The 17,609-nt window shown below is 35.5% G+C and carries 11 protein-coding genes and 1 pseudogene; 7 read left to right on the forward strand and 5 right to left on the reverse strand.

Annotated elements, in window-relative coordinates; all coding sequences use genetic code 11:
* Window positions 1-226 precede the first annotated feature (226 nt).
* From ACQUQZ_RS09450 to mce, 3 genes are all read left to right on the forward strand, one after another.
* Window positions 227-1,795, forward strand: a complete 1,569-nt coding sequence (locus tag ACQUQZ_RS09450) for a serine hydrolase (RefSeq protein ID WP_435354638.1) — start codon at window positions 227-229, stop codon at window positions 1,793-1,795.
* Between the two features lie 16 nt (window positions 1,796-1,811).
* Window positions 1,812-3,527: a GMC oxidoreductase gene (locus ACQUQZ_RS09455; RefSeq protein WP_435354639.1), complete on the forward strand. Its 1,716-nt coding sequence runs from the start codon at window positions 1,812-1,814 to the stop codon at window positions 3,525-3,527.
* Window positions 3,528-3,614: 87 nt separating this feature from the next.
* Window positions 3,615-4,016 (forward strand): methylmalonyl-CoA epimerase, encoded by a 402-nt coding sequence (gene mce, locus ACQUQZ_RS09460; protein WP_435354640.1) that lies wholly within the window; start codon window positions 3,615-3,617, stop codon window positions 4,014-4,016.
* Window positions 4,017-4,103: 87 nt separating this feature from the next.
* On the opposite strand, the gene ACQUQZ_RS09465 is transcribed toward mce, so the two are convergent.
* On the reverse strand, window positions 4,104-4,721 hold the full coding sequence (locus ACQUQZ_RS09465; RefSeq protein ID WP_435354641.1) for a hypothetical protein: 618 nt from the start codon (window positions 4,719-4,721) through the stop codon (window positions 4,104-4,106).
* A 103-nt stretch (window positions 4,722-4,824) separates the two neighbouring features.
* Entirely contained in the window at window positions 4,825-7,242 is a 2,418-nt protein-coding gene (pheT, locus tag ACQUQZ_RS09470) for a phenylalanine--tRNA ligase subunit beta (protein ID WP_435354642.1), read from the reverse strand.
* A gap of 337 nt (window positions 7,243-7,579) precedes the next feature.
* Between pheT and ACQUQZ_RS09475 the strand changes: the two genes are divergently transcribed.
* From ACQUQZ_RS09475 to ACQUQZ_RS09485, 3 genes and pseudogenes are all read left to right on the forward strand, one after another.
* Entirely contained in the window at window positions 7,580-8,731 is a 1,152-nt protein-coding gene (locus tag ACQUQZ_RS09475; RefSeq protein ID WP_435354643.1) for a WG repeat-containing protein, read from the forward strand.
* 518 nt (window positions 8,732-9,249) lie between these two features.
* Window positions 9,250-9,408: a hypothetical protein gene (locus tag ACQUQZ_RS09480; RefSeq protein WP_435354644.1), complete on the forward strand. Its 159-nt coding sequence runs from the start codon at window positions 9,250-9,252 to the stop codon at window positions 9,406-9,408.
* A gap of 278 nt (window positions 9,409-9,686) precedes the next feature.
* A pseudogene (locus ACQUQZ_RS09485) lies at window positions 9,687-11,214 on the forward strand (RtcB family protein).
* Window positions 11,215-11,255: 41 nt separating this feature from the next.
* Here ACQUQZ_RS09485 and ACQUQZ_RS09490 read toward each other — a convergent pair.
* The 3 genes from ACQUQZ_RS09490 to pdxH all read right to left on the reverse strand — a co-directional run bounded on the left by ACQUQZ_RS09490 (window position 11,256) and on the right by pdxH (window position 15,178).
* The gene (locus ACQUQZ_RS09490) at window positions 11,256-12,695 is read right to left on the reverse strand and encodes a 3-coathanger stack domain-containing protein (protein ID WP_435354645.1); all 1,440 of its coding nucleotides are present in this window, start codon (window positions 12,693-12,695) and stop codon (window positions 11,256-11,258) included.
* Between the two features lie 87 nt (window positions 12,696-12,782).
* Window positions 12,783-14,405, reverse strand: coding sequence for a GMC family oxidoreductase (locus tag ACQUQZ_RS09495; RefSeq protein WP_435354646.1), 1,623 nt, complete (start codon window positions 14,403-14,405; stop codon window positions 12,783-12,785).
* Between the two features lie 125 nt (window positions 14,406-14,530).
* The gene (gene pdxH / locus ACQUQZ_RS09500; RefSeq protein ID WP_435354647.1) at window positions 14,531-15,178 is read right to left on the reverse strand and encodes a pyridoxamine 5'-phosphate oxidase; all 648 of its coding nucleotides are present in this window, start codon (window positions 15,176-15,178) and stop codon (window positions 14,531-14,533) included.
* A gap of 151 nt (window positions 15,179-15,329) precedes the next feature.
* On the opposite strand from pdxH, the gene ACQUQZ_RS09505 reads away from it, so the two are divergent.
* Entirely contained in the window at window positions 15,330-17,486 is a 2,157-nt protein-coding gene (locus tag ACQUQZ_RS09505; protein ID WP_435354648.1) for a DUF349 domain-containing protein, read from the forward strand.
* Window positions 17,487-17,609 lie beyond the last annotated feature (123 nt).

Here is a 17,609-nt window from a genome sequence, read left to right on the forward strand (position 1 = left end):
AAATTAGAAGAAAATATTCATTATTGCTTGAATTATTGCGTGAAAAATAGAATTTTGTTTCAAAATAAAACACAAATAGAAATGTTTATTCATAGATTTTACGATTCTAAAACACCAAAGTATAAATTAAAAAGTGCCTTCAATAAATATTGGGTAATGAGCGATGTTGCATTTTCGTAATTTCACTATATTTGTTTTCTTCATCAATTTTTAAAGGTAATTACACATGAAAAAGTATTTTCAATACAATCTTCTTTTCCTTTTAGTTTGTTGTTTTAGCCAAATTCAGGCACAGGTAATTACTTCTCAACAAGTTGATGAATTGGTAGAACGAACACTTACTACTTTTGATGTACCGGGCATTGCTGTGGCAATTGTGAAAGATGGAAAAGTCATTCATTCAAAAGGATATGGGGTACGTTCGCTTGCTACCAAACAAAAAGTTGATGAAAATACCTTGTTTGGCATCGCTTCCAACAGCAAAGCTTTCACAACAGCAGCTCTCGGTATTTTGATTGATGATGGAAAGTTGAAATGGGATGATAAAGTTATTGATATTATTCCTGAGTTCAGAATGTATAATGCTTATGTAACCGAAGAGTTTACAGTCAGAGATTTATTGACACATCGTAGTGGCTTGGGTTTAGGAGCTGGTGACCTTATGTTTTTCCCTGATTCAACTGATTTTACTATTAACGACATCATTCATGGCTTACGATATCTGAAACCTGTTTCTGGATTTCGTACAAAATATGATTATGACAACCTGCTTTATATGGTTGCTGGCGAAGTTGTAACAAGAATCAGTGGCAAAAGTTGGGCAGTATTTGTCGAAGAACGTATCATGCAACCATTACAAATGACCAAAAGTGCAGGCTCTTGGTTTCGCTTAAAAGACTCATCAAATATTATTGACGGTCATGCTCCGATTGATGGAAAAGTGCAGGTAATTAACCGTCATAAAGAAACTTTTGGTAGTTCGGCAGGAGGAATTTACTCTAATATCAGCGATATGTGCAAGTGGATAATTATGCAGATGCACGATGGCAAATATGGGGATAATTTGAGCAAGCAATTATTTAGTACAAAAGTGCATAATGATATGTGGACACCACAAACCATAATTCCAGTAAGTACTACGCCACCTTATAATACGCATTTTAGTGCGTATGGTTTGGGCTGGGGTTTGAGTGATGTGAAAGGCTACAAGCAAGTAACACACACAGGGGGACTGGAAGGGATGGTCACACAAGTTACTTTATTGCCCGAACTTCAATTAGGTATCATTGTTTTTACAAATCAACAATCGGGTGCGGCATTTTCGGCAATTACCAATACTATAAAAGATAGTTACTTAGGTATTCCTGCAACAGACATAGTAAAGTTATATAAGGAAAGAGAAAAAGCAGGTATTGAAGAAGCCGAAAAAACTACGAAAGCTATTTGGTCAGCAATTGCGGAGCAACAAAAAAACAATACAACAAAAGTTGATTTGAATGCTTATACTGGGACTTATAAAGACAATTGGTTTGGTGAGGTATTCATTACTATAAAATCTGGAAAGTTATGGTTTGATGCCAAGCATTCACCCAAATTGACTGGAGAAATGCTGTTTTATAAAGGAAATACTTTTATTGTAAAGTGGACAAATCGTAGTTTTGATGCCGATGCGTATATGATGTTTCAGATGGATGATGCAGGAAAACCAGTGTCTATCAAGATGAAAGCTATTTCGCCACTAACCGATTTTAGTTACGATTTCCATGATTTAGATTTGCAAAGAGTTGAGAAGTAATCGAAAAAAGAATTTTATGAACTTTAATATTGATGCTGACAAGCATATAACCTACGATGCTATCGTCATCGGTTCGGGAATCAGTGGTGGCTGGGCGGCCAAAGAATTATGCGAGAAAGGACTAAAAACATTAGTCTTGGAGCGTGGAAAAATGGTTGAACATTTAAAAGATTATCCAACAGCTACCAAAGCAGTTTGGGAGTTTGACCATCGATTAAAAGACATTCCCTCTGAAGTCGAAAAAAATCCAATCGTCAATCGTTGTTATGCTTATTCGGATGCGACCAAACATTTTTTTGTCAAAGACGAACAGCACCCATACATTCAAGAAAAACCTTTTGACTGGATTCGTGGCTACCAAGTAGGAGGGAAGTCTTTGCTTTGGGCAAGACAAACCCAACGTTGGAGCGAATATGAATTTGAAGCTCCTGCCCGTGATGGTTTTGCGGTCGATTGGCCGATTCGCTACAAAGATTTAGCTCCGTGGTATGCACATGTAGAACGTTTTGCAGGAATTTCAGGCAATAAAGATGGCATCAAAAACCTACCAGATGGAGAATTTTTACCTGCTTGGGAATTGAATTGTGTCGAAAAACATATCCAAGCAAGTGTCAAGAAAAACTACAAAGACCGCCAAGTGATTATTGGACGATGTGCCCATCTTACCAAACCTAATGACATTCATATCCAACAAGGACGTGGGCAATGTCAAGCTCGTAGTTTGTGTGAAAGAGGCTGTCCGTTTGGGGGATATTTTAGTTCAAATTCTTCCACTTTACCTTGGGCAGCAAAAACTGGAAACCTGACAATTCGCCCAAATTCAGTTGTTCATTCGATTATTTTTGATGAAAAGACTCAAAAAGCTTCGGGCGTAAGAGTCATTGATACTGATACAAAAGAAGTCATTGAATACAAAGCAAAAATCATCTTTGTCAATGCTGCTGCCCTTAATACCAATCTTATTCTTTTAAATTCTATCTCTAATCGTTTTCCTAATGGCATTGGGAATGACAATGGTTTAATGGGTCATTATTTGGCTTTTCACCTCTACCGTGGACAAGGCGGGGCAACTTTTGAAGGCTATGCCGACCAATATTATTATGGTCGTCGACCAACTTCGGCATTTATGGCATCGTTTCGCAATGTTTATAAACAAGAAACTGATTTTCAACGAGGATATATGCTTGCTTTTTCTGCAGGAAGAGGTTCTTGGCAAGAAGGGTATGGCAAAGAAGGTTTTGGTTCAGATTGGAAAGAAAGTCTGACAAATCCGAGCGATCATTGGGGCGTTTATATTCAGATGCAAGGAGAGACGATTCCGAAAAAAGAAAATCATGTGCGACTAAGCAAAGATAAAGTCGATGCTTGGGGAGTTCCGCAACTCATCACTTCGGTTGATTATGACGAAAATGATATGAAAATGATGAAAGATTTTCATGTCCAAGCAGCCGAAATGTTAGAAAAAGCGGGTTGTAAAAATATCAATATGTTCGATAGTCACCAAGCACCAGGTTTAGATATTCATGAAATGGGGGGTGTAAGAATGGGCAAAGACCCTAAAACTTCGCTGCTCAATGAATGGAATCAGTTGCATTTATGTAAAAATGTTTTCGTTACCGACGGTGCTTGTATGACTTCGGTAGGCAATCAAAATCCATCATTGACCTTTATGGCTTTGACTGCCCGAGCAGCTAATTATGCTGTGGAAGAATTGAAGAAAAAGAATTTATAATTGAATGCTATATCAATTAAGCATGAAACTGTACTTTCTTTTTTGTGAAAGAAATACAATGTGCTACTTTAGTAAAAAAACACAAACATGCTTACAAACGTCGAACATATTGGTATTGCAGTCAAAGATATTGCTGCCTCAAATGACCTATTCACGAAACTTTTCAATATAGCACCTTATAAATCAGAAAGTGTTGAAAGTGAAGGAGTTACGACATCTTTTTTCAAGATAAATCAGACTAAAATAGAACTTTTAGAAGCCACAAATCCTGAAAGTGCTATTGCAAAATTCATTGAGAAGAAAGGAGAAGGAATACATCATATTGCCTTTGAAGTGGAGGATATCTTAGTAGAAATGAAACGCCTTGAAGAAGAAGGTTTTGTGCTACTTAATAAAGAACCAAAACAAGGTGCTGATAATAAATTAGTATGTTTCTTACACCCAAAAGGCACCAATGGGGTATTGATAGAATTATGCCAGTCAATATAAAATAGTTCTGAGTGTTGAATTCTGAGTGCTGAGTTATTGGTTGTTTGTTGCAACTTAGAACTCAAGACTCAGAATTCAGAACTGTTTTTAAATTGCTCCTTTAACAAAATTAAGTAAGCCTCCGAGTTGTTTTTTTACTGCTGGTTCGGCGGCTTTGGCTGCCATTCCACCTTTACTAAGGCTATTTACACCACTCATGGCAGAACTAAGTAGCCCACTCAATTGATTTTGTGATTCCCCACCTAAAGCAGACATTCCCATTTTCATTAAGCCTAAGTTTTTGGTCAAATTGCTTACATTGCTTAATAAACTTGAGCCGCCTATCAAACTTTCAACACGTTTGGCTGCCAATAACATTTTCACTGTATTGACTACTTTTTTAAATACGTCACCTTTCAAAAGTCCACTCTTTACCAAAGGAGCTAATTTTTGTAATACACCTACTTGACTCAAAAGTTTGTCTTTAAAGCTACCTTTGTCTGCTTTTGCCTCTTTTTCGAGTGCGGTTGTGCCAGCATTTAATGACTGCAAAAGTGCATCACTATTTCCTGCTATTTGAGCATCTACTGCTTTGTCCAAAAGTACTTCTGCTTCTTGCGTTTCATCTTGAACAATAACGAAGCTAGGTGAATGTGCAAAACTCATATTTGTTGCACACACATTGAAAAATGCCACTGTAATAGCTAATACAAAATATCTTTTCATTTCTTAAGCGGTACGTCGCCACGTTTGTTTGTTTCTTTTAAGACGTATATTTCGTAAAATGATTACATTTTTAAGTGAAATTTAATCTTACAAACGTGGTCGATTACTTTCTAATCACGGCTCCTAAGTCTTTTTCATAAGCAGCAATCAGGCGTTGCATTGATTTGTCAATCACTTCATCAGTCAATGTTTTTTCTTTGTCTAAAAGCGTGAAACTTACCGAATATGATTTTTTATTTTCGCCCAATTTTTCGCCAGCATAGACATCAAATAAATTGATATTTTGCAATAAATTACGCTCAGTTTTTAAAGCAATTGCTGAAATTTGCTCGAAATTTATGTTAGAATCAATCACTAATGACAAGTCACGACGAACCTCTGGGAATTTTGGAATTCCTACAAAAGCTATTTTTTCGGAATATTGTTTCAATAAATATTCCCAATCAAAATCTGCATAGAAAACAGCTTGTTTAACGTCAGCTAATTTTGCTAATGAAGATTTTACCAGACCTAAGCTCACGATAGGTTTTTTATTAACAATATAAGTTAAACCATATTGAAAAATACTTGCATCAGCTTCTTGTGTTTCAAAATTATTCACACGCATGGCTTTCAAAACTTTTTGAACCGCCAAAGCCAAATCATGGAAAGCCACAGGTGTACTCGGACTTGCCCAAGATTCTGATTGACGATTACCTGTGAGCCAAAGTCCTAAATGTTTGTTTTCCTTATATTTATCTTCTTTTTTGTAATAGCTACGCCCAAATTCGAATAATTTTAAATCTTTTTGACGGCGATTGATATTATAAGCTACTGATTCCATTCCTGTCAGCAATAAACTCTGACGCATCACCGAAAGTTCTTCACTCAATGGATTAAGGAGTACAACTTCTTCACCTTTTGCCGTTGCCGCAAGTGCTTGATTATAAGCAGGTTTCGTAATCGAAAGTGTTTGAATTTCATTGAAACCATTGCCAGCCAACAACTCAATAATTTTGAATTGTAATTTATCTACATCTTTTTCTGGAAAACTCGACAAATAATCAGTTTGTAGATTTTCAGAAAGCTCGATGCTGCCAAAACCATAAATTCTTAAAATTTCTTCTACTATATCGGCTTCTCTTGTCACATCAACTCTGTAAGGTGGAACACTTACTTCCATTGTTGCTCCATCATCGCTGAGTACTTGAATATCAAGATTTTGTAAGATTTTATGAATCAAACGGTCATCAAGATTTTTACCAAGTAAACGATTGATATTCTTATGTTTAACAGAAAATTTGAAGTTTTCGATAGGATTTGGATAAACATCAATCAATCCATCCTGAATTTCACCACCAGCCAATTCTTGAATCAACACTGCTGCTAAACGAATCGCAAAAGGAGGCATATTTGGATCAGTACCACGTTCATATCGGAACGAAGCATCGGTTTTTAAACCATGAAAAGTTGCAGTACGTCGCACCCAAACTGGACTAAAATAAGCTACTTCTAAGAAAAGATTTTGTGTGGTAGTTTTAATTCCTGATTTTAGTCCGCCAAAAACACCCGCAATTGCCATTGGTTCTTCAGCATTACAAACCATCAAATCATTGCCCGAAAGTGTACGTTCAGTTCCATCAAGCGTAGTAAATTTTGTTCCTTTTTCAGGAACTCGAACCACAATTTTATGCCCTTTTACTTCATCGGCATCAAAAGCGTGCATAGGTTGCCCCAAAGTATGACATATATAATTGGTAATATCAACCACATTATTGATTGGATTTAAACCAATTGATTGCAATGCATTTTTCAACCAAGATGGTGATTCTTGGACTGTTATTCCACGAATCTCTAAACCGCAAAAGCGAGGACAAGCTTCTTGGTTTTCGATAACTACTTGAAAATCAGTTGCTTGTGAACTTGGTTTGAAGTTTTCAATAGAGGGCATTTTTATTTCTCTCTCCAAAACTGCACGTAAATCACGAGCTACGCCCAAGTGGGAAGCAGCATCAGCACGGTTAGGAGTCAAACCAATTTCAATTTGAAAATCTGGTTCGAGGCTGAAATATTTTGCGGCTGGTGTACCATTTTTTAAAATAGTATCTAAAACCAAGATTCCATCATGAGAAGTACCCACTCCAATTTCGTCTTCGGCACAAATCATCCCTTCTGATGGGTGTCCATAAACTTTACGTTTTTCTATGACGAAAGATTTACCGTCGGCAAAATAAATAGTTGTGCCGAGTGTGGCTACGATTACTTTTTGTCCAGCACGTACATTTCCAGCTCCACAAACGATACTTGAAGGAGTATCGGTACCTATATCTACCGTCGTGAGACTTAATTGCTTTTCTTTGACCATAAAAGTTTCACAAGTAAGCACTTCGCCTACCACAAAACCTTTCAAGCCTCCCTTAACAGACTCAATTTCCTCGATTCCTTCGACCTCCAAACCAGTGGCGGTCAATAATTTACCAATTTCTTCGGCCGATTCTTGAATGTCAACCAAGCCTTTTAACCAATTGTACGAAATTTTCATTGACGATGCTGTGAAATTATATAATACTCCCTCTTAACGATATGATTGCACAAAGGTAATGTTTTTTACCTATTTCTCCATATTTCTGAAATGTATCCGTTGGATAAGTTTATTATAAAAATAAAGATTTTGGCATCGAGTTTGACATATTAAAATTTTGAAAGACAGCTTGATTTAAAATAGTAGTCAGCCTGTTTTTTGAAATGAAATGGATAGTGGATATTTAAAATGTATCCGTTTGGTAAGATTATGTTTGAATAGGACTGATTGGCATAGATTTAGTAAAACCATAGTTAAATCAGGTGTGGAGGTTCCCCTATAAACAATATTGAAACCCATGAAAAAATATATTCATAATCAATTTTCTAAGAGCCTAATTTTAGGTTTTGTTTTCCTTTCTTCACAGACTTTCGGACAGGTTATTAAAACAAATAGTGACTTTCAATCGGGCATTTTTGTTGTTGAGAAAGATAAAAAATTTAGTTTTGTTAATCGAAAAGGAGTTGAAATTTCTCCTAATACCTACGAAAATGCCTATAATATTAGTGAAGGGCTTGCCGCTGTTCAGAAGAATGGCAAATGGGGATTTATTGATAAAAATGGTAATGAAGTTATAGACTTTAAATTTGATGATGTCCAAAATTTCTCACAATCGTTGGCTGCTGTAAAAATAGCGGATAAGTGGGGTTTTATTGACAAGAAAGGAAAAGAAAAAATAACTTTACAATATGAAAATGTATTGAGTTTTAGCGAAGGCTTGAGCTTTGTAAAGCAAAACGGTAAATGGGGTGTAATTGATAATCAAAATAATTTTATAGCCAACCCACAATACCAAAAAGCTGAAAGTTTTTCTGAAGGTTTGGCTTGCGTTGCCATTGAAGGTAAATATGGATTTATCAATAAAAAAGGTGTACAAGTTATTCCAATGCACTATAAAGCTGCCAGAAGTTTTTCAGAGGGAAGAGCGGCAATAAAGACTGATAATAAAAAATGGGGTTTTATTGACAAAGATGATAATATATTGGTAAAGGATATGTTTGATGAAGTGGATAATTTTTCGGAAGGAGTATCTGCTGTTAGAAGTCAACGTAAATGGGGTGTGATTGATTTAGCAGGGAATATGGTTATTGAACCAACCAAATATGATTTTATTGAAGCATCTTCTGAAGGAATGATGGTTGTATGTATCAAAGACAAGTTTGGTGTTGTTGATAAGTTTGGAAATGAAATGGTTGCAGTAAAATATGATAATATTTGGGGATTTTCCGAAGGGGTTGCAAGGGTTGGTTTGAATAATAAATATGGATTTGTTGATAAATCTGGTTTAGAAATTATTCCTTTAATATATGATGATGCCTATAGTTTTTCGGATGGAATGGCTCGTGTAAATATTTTTGGAAAGAATGGATTTATCAATAAAAAAGGAAAGGAATTCTTCCAAGAAAAACCTGAATTTACTAAAGGTACTTTAACGAAAGTTGGTCAATAGATTACCCGCTTATTAGCCTTGTATTTGATTGAAAATTGAGAAAAAAAGACAAAGCGAAGTGCTGAAAAGTGCTTCGCTTTGTCTTTTTTTGCAATTGAATTTTGCTAATTAATTGATAGAAAAATAAACATTTATTGATGAAAGAAAAGTGCTTATTATAAAAAAAAATTTGATTCAATTATTTTTACTAAATATAAATTGCTGATAATCAGTATTTTGTAAATTGTTTTAAAAATAATGATAAAATTATTTGGAAAGTATGAAATCTTTTATTGTACCTTTGTGACACAAAAACAAACAGAACAAGAAATGCAAAATTATCTAAAAAATACATCTTTCAGTTGCGGAATGATACATCCGTTTGAAGGAATTTTGCATAGACGGCACAGGTATAATTTGTAGGTTAAAACTACTCCAAAATTTATCTGAGCCTGACCCAAAAAGTCGGGCTTTTTTATTGCTAAAAACTCAAAATAATTTTTAATTTTTAAAACGAAAAACAAGATAAAAAAATGCTAATGCTCAAAAACATACACCCAAAACCCATAGGCTTACAAAGTCTGATTGCCTTTGCGTGGGGAGCGGTATGTTCGATTAGCAGTTATCGCCCTAAAGCCAATGCACAAGAAGATTTTGAAAAGTTTATACGATTGAGGTACGAGTGTTTATGCTCATAGGTAAGTTCTGACAAAGAACACCAGCATTAAGCCCGACCTCACCACCATAGAGGTCGGGCTTTTTTTACTCAAAAATGGTAAATTGCTTTAAAGACTAAATCAATACAATTGGAAGCATTGTTCCGCAGATGACTACACAGGAGTATTTTGTCGCTGTTTCGACAATGGAGGCTGACCGTTCCAGCTTACTCGAATGAATTGACAGTTTTTATAAACCTTAGACCAAACCTGCAAGTATAAAAAAATCCTTACAGGTTTAATAAAAAAAACAAAAAATAATGAACATAACAATAGAACTAATAAAATCCCTTGCACCAATTCCAGAAGAAATGTATGATGCTTTTCTCAGAGTTGCCAAAGGACTTACCGAGCGAGCTGAATATCCTATCGAAAAAATCATGGGACTTTTTGCTCAAATGCTCGAAAATCCAAAGAAATATGCTTATTCAAAGAATAAAGTAACCAATTTGGCTCAAAAAATCTATGAATTGCAAAAACAAGGAATCGAAATAAAAATTTCAGACGAAGGTCGTACATGGCTTCCAGTCGAAGAAATGATGAAATTGGACGAAAAACCTAAAGCTAAATCAACTGAATTTGATTTGCGAGAAGAGAATATTGCTTATCAAATTTATGGACAAACATTCATTGAACAAGGAGCTTTAAATCAAATGAATACTGCAGTAAGTTTGCCGATTTCTGTGGCTGGTGCTTTGATGCCTGATGCTCACCAAGGTTATGGTTTGCCGATTGGTGGCGTACTGGCTACTGAAGCAGATAAGGTTATTCCCTATGCAGTTGGTGTCGATATTGCATGTCGTATGTGTTTGTCAGTATTCGATTTACCTGCTGATATTTTCAAGCGTGAGCCTCATTTATTGAAGCGTAGTTTGCTTGAAAATACCAAATTTGGTATTGGCGGAGAAGTTCGAGAAAAAATGGATGAATCGGTAATGGATAAAATCGAATGGACAGCTACGAAAGTTATCCGTGATTTGAAAGACAAAGCCTTTCGTCAATTGGGAACTTCTGGAACGGGTAATCATTTTGTTGAATGGGGTTTGTTGGAAGTCAGCGAAATAGATGAGTTATTGAATTTACCAGTAGGTACTTATTTGGCTTTACTTTCTCATTCTGGCTCACGTGGTTTTGGCGGAACTGTGGCAGGGCATTATTCAAAAATTGCCATGCAAAAAACTAAATTGCCCAAACAAGCGGCACATTTGGCATGGCTTGACTTGAATACTGAAGAAGGGCAGGAATATTGGATTGCCATGAATCTTGCAGGTGATTATGCTTCTGCCAATCACCATGAAATTCATGCAAAAATTGCCAAAGCTATCAGCGAAAAGCCCTTGGTGATGGTTGAAAATCACCATAACTTCGCTTGGAAAGAGCAATATAAAAGAGCAATATAATGGAAAAGAAGTCTTAGTTCATAGAAAAGGTGCCACGCCTGCGGGTGTGAATGATTTAGGCATTATTCCTGGTTCGATGACTGCCCCAGGTTTTGTTGTTCGAGGTTTAGGAAATGAGGCTGCTATCAATTCTGCATCGCATGGAGCAGGGCGTTTGATGAGTCGAACGGCTGCATTTAACACTATTACTAAAAATGCAATGAATAAGATTTTGGGCGAACATGGAATTGAGTTAATTGGTGGTGATTTAGATGAAGCACCAATGGTTTACAAAGACATTCATGAAGTAATTACTGCTCAGAAAGATTTAGTAAAAGTTTTGGCAAAATTTACTCCAAAAATTGTCAGAATGGCCGATGCAAATAGAAAGGAGGGAAGAGAAGATTGAAAAAAGCCCTTTCAAAGTTGAAGACTGCGAAAGGACTTTTTTTATTGGCATTCTTGAATATCGGCTTTGAAAACTGCTCCTTGCTTAATGACAACACCTGGATTGATGAAAATTGATTTCCCTGCACTAAATGAAACATTTATATCCGAGTCGAAAGTATTGGATAGTTTGATGGTATTTTTAGACTTCAAAACAGGGTTAATGTTTTGTGTTAGATTTTCAGAAGTTGTTAAAAGTGCAATTTGATTTGGACAATTCTTGAATGAAAATGAAACAACAGATGTACCACTATTTTTTCTAATACCGTCTTCATCAACAAAAGAATCATATAAATAAAAGACAAATTCTTGACTATTTGTAAAAATTGCTTTACCAATTTGGTTATAATTATTATTTGAACCAAAAGGCTTTTGCCAAGTAATATCCCCATTCTCAGCCATTTTTATTAGCCAAGCACCTGAATTTCGCATGATACCAACTTCACGGAACCCACCTACAACATCGCCATCGGTTGAATTGCTTGTAGCCATCAAGAGTAATTCTCCATCAGGGCAAAGAGATATTTTGAAACCTTCCTCATGCCATGTACCACCTAACAATTTTGTCCATAGGACATTGCCATTGTTTTTATCTAATTTTGAAATAAAACAATCACCATAACCATAGCCATGATTTTCAACTGAAAAAACGCTGGGAGAAAAGGTGTAACCCGTCACAACAACATCACCCGAAGCCGATTCTGCAATACCTTGTGGAATATCGTCACTCCAACCGCCAATTTGCTTTTGCCATAAAATATTACCGTTTTCATTTAATTTTACAACCCAAGCATCATTTGAACCATAAGTCCAATTCAAATCACCATCATATGAATCTGAATGTCCTGTAACATAAAGATTGCCACTACTGGAAGCATGAATGGCGGCTCCACGCTCATATTCTGTTCCACCTAAGCAAGTTTGCCATATAATATTACCATTTGTATCAATTTTTATTACCCAAATATCAGTACCTATGATTCTGCCATAAAATTTATGAAGATTACTACCTAATAGATCTCCATTGTCAGAATTTGTTTCACCAACAATTACAAAATTACCATCGGATGTTTTGTCAATACCTTTTGAAATTTCCCAATTATCGCCACCAAATGTTTTTTGCCAAATAATATCTCCAGAGCCATTAATCTTAAACACCCAAATATCATAATATCCTTCATTTCCTGTTACATCACCATCATTTGAATCTGATTGCCCTGTAATCACATATTCATCACCCATCCCTTTGACAATATCAAACCCATTGTCAGTATCAGAGCCTCCATAATATTTTTTCCAAACTACATTGCCGAAGCTATCAATCCTGATTGCATAAATATCTGCTAAACCATGATGTCCAGTATTGTTTTCATAATAACCTGTACCAACTAAAATAACATCACCGTTATCTGTTTTTGTCAAAGAGTATCCATGATCGTTCATTAATCCATAGCTTTTTTTGGTCATTATATGCTGTCCACATACATGGATGGTCAAAAAAAACAATAAGAATGTTATAACTTTGTGCATTTATAATTGATTCATCATATATTGGTTTAAAATCATTTCTGCCCCTTTTTCAGCTATCATATATACAGGTGCATTGGTATTACCCGAAACAATTGTTGGCATAATAGAAGCATCAATCACTCGTAAACCTTCAATGCCTTTTACACGTAACTGTTCATCAACAACTGCCATTTCATCATTACCCATCTTACAAGTACCAACTGGGTGATACACTGTTTCAAGTTGTTTTTTCAAATGAAGCATAATCGCATCATCAGAACTGGTATCTGGTGGTGTCATCATGGTTTTTCTATATTGGTCAAATGCTGGTGCTTGTATCACCTCTATTGCTTTTTTTGCAGCTTTAAGGAATGTGATTTGGTCTTGTTCGGCTTCTAAAAAATTAGGCTGAATAATTGGAGCATCATGAGCATTTTTACTTCTCAAAGTCACGTAGCCTCTGCTTTCTGGTCGTAAAAGTGTTGGTAATATAGAGAACCCATCTTCATGAGGAAAAGTCTTCATGTCGTAAAAATCATAATTATAATCGTTTCCTACTTGTAATGATGCGAAATGAAATTGATAATTTACACGGTCGGGGCTATCATCAGTCATCCAGAATGCAGTTGATTCGAGTGGGCTGATCGTAAATATACCTTTTTTGGTAAAAACATATTTCAATAAACCTTTCAATTGATTGAATGGTTTAAGGTGATGATTTTGCCCAAATTCTTGATTAGACAAGGCACTTACACCTGAAAAAAGATGGTCTTGTAGATTTTTCCCAACACCCAACAAATCTTTCTTACAGGTAATGGTGTGTTTTTTTAACTCTTCGGCATCACCTATGCCCGAAAGCATCAAAAGTTGTGGTGAAGCAAATGCTCCTGCCGATAAAATAACTTCCTTCTTAGCAAAAGCTTTTTCGGTTGTTGTTTTTCCAGTAAAATACTCTACGCCAACAGCTCTATCATTTTCAATCAAAATTTGCTTGGCAGGAGCGTTGGTTAATACTGTCAAATTTTTACGGTGCATGATAGGCTTCAAGAAAGCGGCGGCGGCACTCAAACGCTTGGCGTCTTTGATGGTAAATTGAAGTCTGCTTGCACCTTCTTGTTTTTCACCATTATAATCTTTATTTTTATTGATTCCACATTGATCACAAGCATCAACAAAAGCATCAGAAAATGGCGTATCAAACCTTGTGGCAAAGGTTACATTGAGTAATCCATTTTTATTATGAAAACTATTAGAAATTTGCTCATTAGCTTCAGACTTTTTGAAATAGGGTAAAATATCATCATACCCCCAACCTTTATTTCCTAATCTTGCCCAATCATTATAATCTTCCTTATTGCCACGAACATAAGCCATGGCATTAGTCGAGCTACTGCCACCTAATGTCTTTCCACGTGGCAAATAAATTTTTCTATTTAAAACATGTTTTTGTGGTTCGGTAAAAAAGCCCCAATCCACTTCTGATTTAAAAAGTTTGGCATAACCCGCAGGAATATGAATTTCCATTTTTTTATCGGGGCCACCAGCTTCGAGTAGCAAAACTTTATTATTTGGATTTTCAGATAAACGATTGGCTAAAACACAACCAGCCGAACCTGCACCAATAATGATGAAGTCATAATTCATAGCTTATAAAGTTTATAGAGTTGAATATTAAAAATATTGATTGATTGAGTGAATGTGTTATTGAGTGATTTTGGTAATTATTTTTTATTCACTCATTCACTAAATCATTCATTCACTCATTAAGTCTAAGGCGAAAGTCGCTCTATTTTCCAATCATTAACATTTTTAGTATATAAGATTCTATCATGCAAACGATTGGGACGGCCTTGCCAAAATTCGATTTTATCAGGAATTACTCGGTATCCCCCCCAATGGGCTGGTCGTGGAATAACTTCGGTTTGTTCAAACTCTTTTTCTAAGTTTAAAAGCCTTTCCTCCAATACTTGGCGATTTTCAATTACTTTACTTTGGTTGGATACCCAAGCCCCAATTTGACTTCCGCGAGGGCGGGAATGAAAATATTCATCGGATTCTTGCACACTTACTTTATCAATTTTGCCTTCAATCCTGACTTGCCTTTCCAAATCTCCCCAAAAGAAAGTAAGTGAGGCAAAAATATTTTTTTCTATTTCTTTACCTTTATTACTTTCATAATTAGTAAAAAAAACAAATCCATTTTCATCAAATCCTTTCAATAAAACAATTCTTCCATGAGGTTTACCATCTGAAATTGTTGATACGTGCATGGCGTTAGGCTCTAAAACTTGGGCATCCAAAGCTTCTTCAAACCACAGGGCAAATTGTTTAAATGGATTACTTAAAACATTTTTCTCTAACAATTCGTTTTGAGAATATGACAATCTTAATGATGCTAAATCAGTCTTTTTATTCATTTTATTGCAACGTTTTCGTATTTTTTTACGTATATAAGATTGATGATAGTAGAAGTTTCAAAAAACCTAAAAGAATTAAACTGTAAATGTATTACATTTGCAAATCTAATGAGAACATTTCAAAACATTCAAATAAATAACAATTAAAGAATTGGATTTGATAGACAACGCCACCGATGCTACTGAAGTAGAAGCCTTACCTTCAGAAACAGTAGAAGTTTCTGCTGAAAAAATTGAGGAAACAACCAAAGAAAATATGAATGAGCTAAAAGACACGATCGACACATCGACCGAAAGTACGGTTGATACAGTTTCAACAACTGTAGAGATAGAAACCATCGAAGAACCAACTTTAATAGATTCGATTGAGGAGACTACTGCTGAAGTAGCAATAGATAATAAAATAGATGATACCACACTTGCTACGCCTTTGGAAGTAGCTCACAGTGAAGATATTATAGCAATCACTGACACGTCTTCGGAGGAAGAAATTCCGCATTTGGCCATTGAGCCGATAGAGGATGTACCTTCTCAGGAAGAAATAGATTATAGTAGTTTCTCGAAAAAAGATTTTGTTGATTTAGGTGAGAAGCTTTTAGCATCAATCAAAGCTGAGGGAGTGAGTGCTTCGGATGTGAAAAATGCGGATGTAGTAATGAGAGAAATCAAACCTATTTTTGATGACTTGAAAGCCCGTGAAAAAGCTGAGGCATTAAAGAAATATATTGCTGATAATGGTAGTAATGAAGGGTTTGAATATAAAAATGATAATTTTATCATTCGTTTTGAATCTTTAAATGCTCAAATTAGAGATACAAAGAATGCTTTCTTCCAAAAAATGGAGCGTTTGAAAGAGGATTATTTTGAAAGAAAAACACAATTGTTGCAACGTCTTCGTGAAACGGTTGAAGCCGAAGAAAAAGGTGGAACGAAGAGCAATTGGCAAGAATTCAAGAAGATTCAAGATGATTGGAAATCGGCTGGAAATGTAAATTCACCTCATAATACAACCTTGTGGTCGGCATATAATGCTTTGGTTGATAGATATTTTAGCATTCGTCATATTCAAAACGAATTGAAAGACCTCGACCGTAAGAAAAATCTTACTGCTAAAACTGACGTTGTAACGAAAATCGAAGCTATTGCGAATAGTATTGGAGATGGTGGTTTAAGTAACGTCACTCTTCGTCAGGCTAATGATTTGTTAGAAGAATATAAGCACATTGGTCCTGCTGCTCGTGAGGCACAAGAGGAGCTTTGGAAACGTTTGAAGGCAGCTTTTGATGTAATTCATAACAAACGTCGTGAACAATCTTCGCAAGCCAATCAATTACAAGAAGAGATTTACGGTGCAAAAATGCGTTTAGTTGAAAATCTAAAACCATATTTAGATTTTAATACTGATAGCATCAATGAATGGAATGCCAAAACTAAAGAAGTAATGGCCATTCAAGACCAATGGAATGCTATCAAAGGAGCAATGCCTAAAGAAAAAGGGAAAGATATTAGCCGTGATTTTTGGGCAATGTTAAAAACATTTTTCCGCAATAAAGGTGATTTCTTTGCAAAATTAGAAGCTGCTCGTGAAGAAAATCTCAAAGCAAAAATCTCTTTATGTGAACAAGTAGAAACTTTATTGGCGTCAGATGATTTTTCAGCATCATATACCGATAAAGTTGTTGAATTACAAAAAACTTGGAAAACTATTGGTCATGTTCCTGAGAAAATGAAAGATAAAATCTACGAGCGTTTCAAAAAGGCTTGTGACGCATTTTTCAATGGAAAAAGAGCAAAAGGTAATGCAGTTGAGCAAGAGTATGAAGAGAATTTGAAACAAAAAATAGCAGTTTGTGAAGAAATTGAAGCAGCTGCCAAATCTGGGGAGGCTCAGCTTAGCAAATTGGCTGCTTTTAAAGCTCAATATAATGCAATCGGTTTTGTACCTCGCAAAGATATGCAGCAGATTCAACGTCGTTTTGTTGATGCTATCAATGCTTTTGTGAAAAGCAGTACGAGTATAAGTGGAGCTGAGAAGGAGAAAATGGTACTTCAAAATGAGGTTGAAGCTGTTTCTAAAGGAAGCGAAAAAGGCAATTCAAGAGAGTTAGATAAAAAGGAAAATGATATCCGTCGTAAGATGAAAGCAATTGAAGACGACATTCATTTGTGGGAAAATAATATTGAGTTCTTTGCTCGTTCGAAGAATGCTGCTTCGGTTCGTGCAGAATATGAAGGTAAAATAAAAGGTGCAGAAAAAGAATTAGTTGAGCTGAAGCAAAGATTGAAAATTATCATTGCAGCTAACTAAAAAAACTTGTTTCTTAACTCGTTGGTTTTCAGCGAGTTAAGAAAAAGTTTAAAAATTCTTCAAAAAAAATTTGCAAACAATATCTTTTGGGCGTAATTTTGCATCACAATAACGAAGAGAGGT

This window comes from Emticicia sp. SJ17W-69, from assembly GCF_051209875.1.
Lineage (GTDB): Bacteria > Bacteroidota > Bacteroidia > Cytophagales > Spirosomataceae > Emticicia.

What these genes read in the sequence shown, in the direction of transcription:
- ACQUQZ_RS09450 (WP_435354638.1), top strand. Translation starts at nt 227, where the DNA reads ATGAAAAAGTATTTTCAATACAATCTTCTTTTCCTTTTAGTTTGTTGT.
- ACQUQZ_RS09455 (WP_435354639.1), top strand. Translation starts at nt 1,812, where the DNA reads ATGAACTTTAATATTGATGCTGACAAGCATATAACCTACGATGCTATC.
- mce (WP_435354640.1), top strand. Translation starts at nt 3,615, where the DNA reads ATGCTTACAAACGTCGAACATATTGGTATTGCAGTCAAAGATATTGCT.
- ACQUQZ_RS09465 (WP_435354641.1), bottom strand. Translation starts at nt 4,721, where the DNA reads ATGAAAAGATATTTTGTATTAGCTATTACAGTGGCATTTTTCAATGTG.
- pheT (WP_435354642.1), bottom strand. Translation starts at nt 7,242, where the DNA reads ATGAAAATTTCGTACAATTGGTTAAAAGGCTTGGTTGACATTCAAGAA.
- ACQUQZ_RS09475 (WP_435354643.1), top strand. Translation starts at nt 7,580, where the DNA reads ATGAAAAAATATATTCATAATCAATTTTCTAAGAGCCTAATTTTAGGT.
- ACQUQZ_RS09480 (WP_435354644.1), top strand. Translation starts at nt 9,250, where the DNA reads ATGCTCAAAAACATACACCCAAAACCCATAGGCTTACAAAGTCTGATT.
- ACQUQZ_RS09490 (WP_435354645.1), bottom strand. Translation starts at nt 12,695, where the DNA reads ATGAACGATCATGGATACTCTTTGACAAAAACAGATAACGGTGATGTT.
- ACQUQZ_RS09495 (WP_435354646.1), bottom strand. Translation starts at nt 14,405, where the DNA reads ATGAATTATGACTTCATCATTATTGGTGCAGGTTCGGCTGGTTGTGTT.
- pdxH (WP_435354647.1), bottom strand. Translation starts at nt 15,178, where the DNA reads ATGAATAAAAAGACTGATTTAGCATCATTAAGATTGTCATATTCTCAA.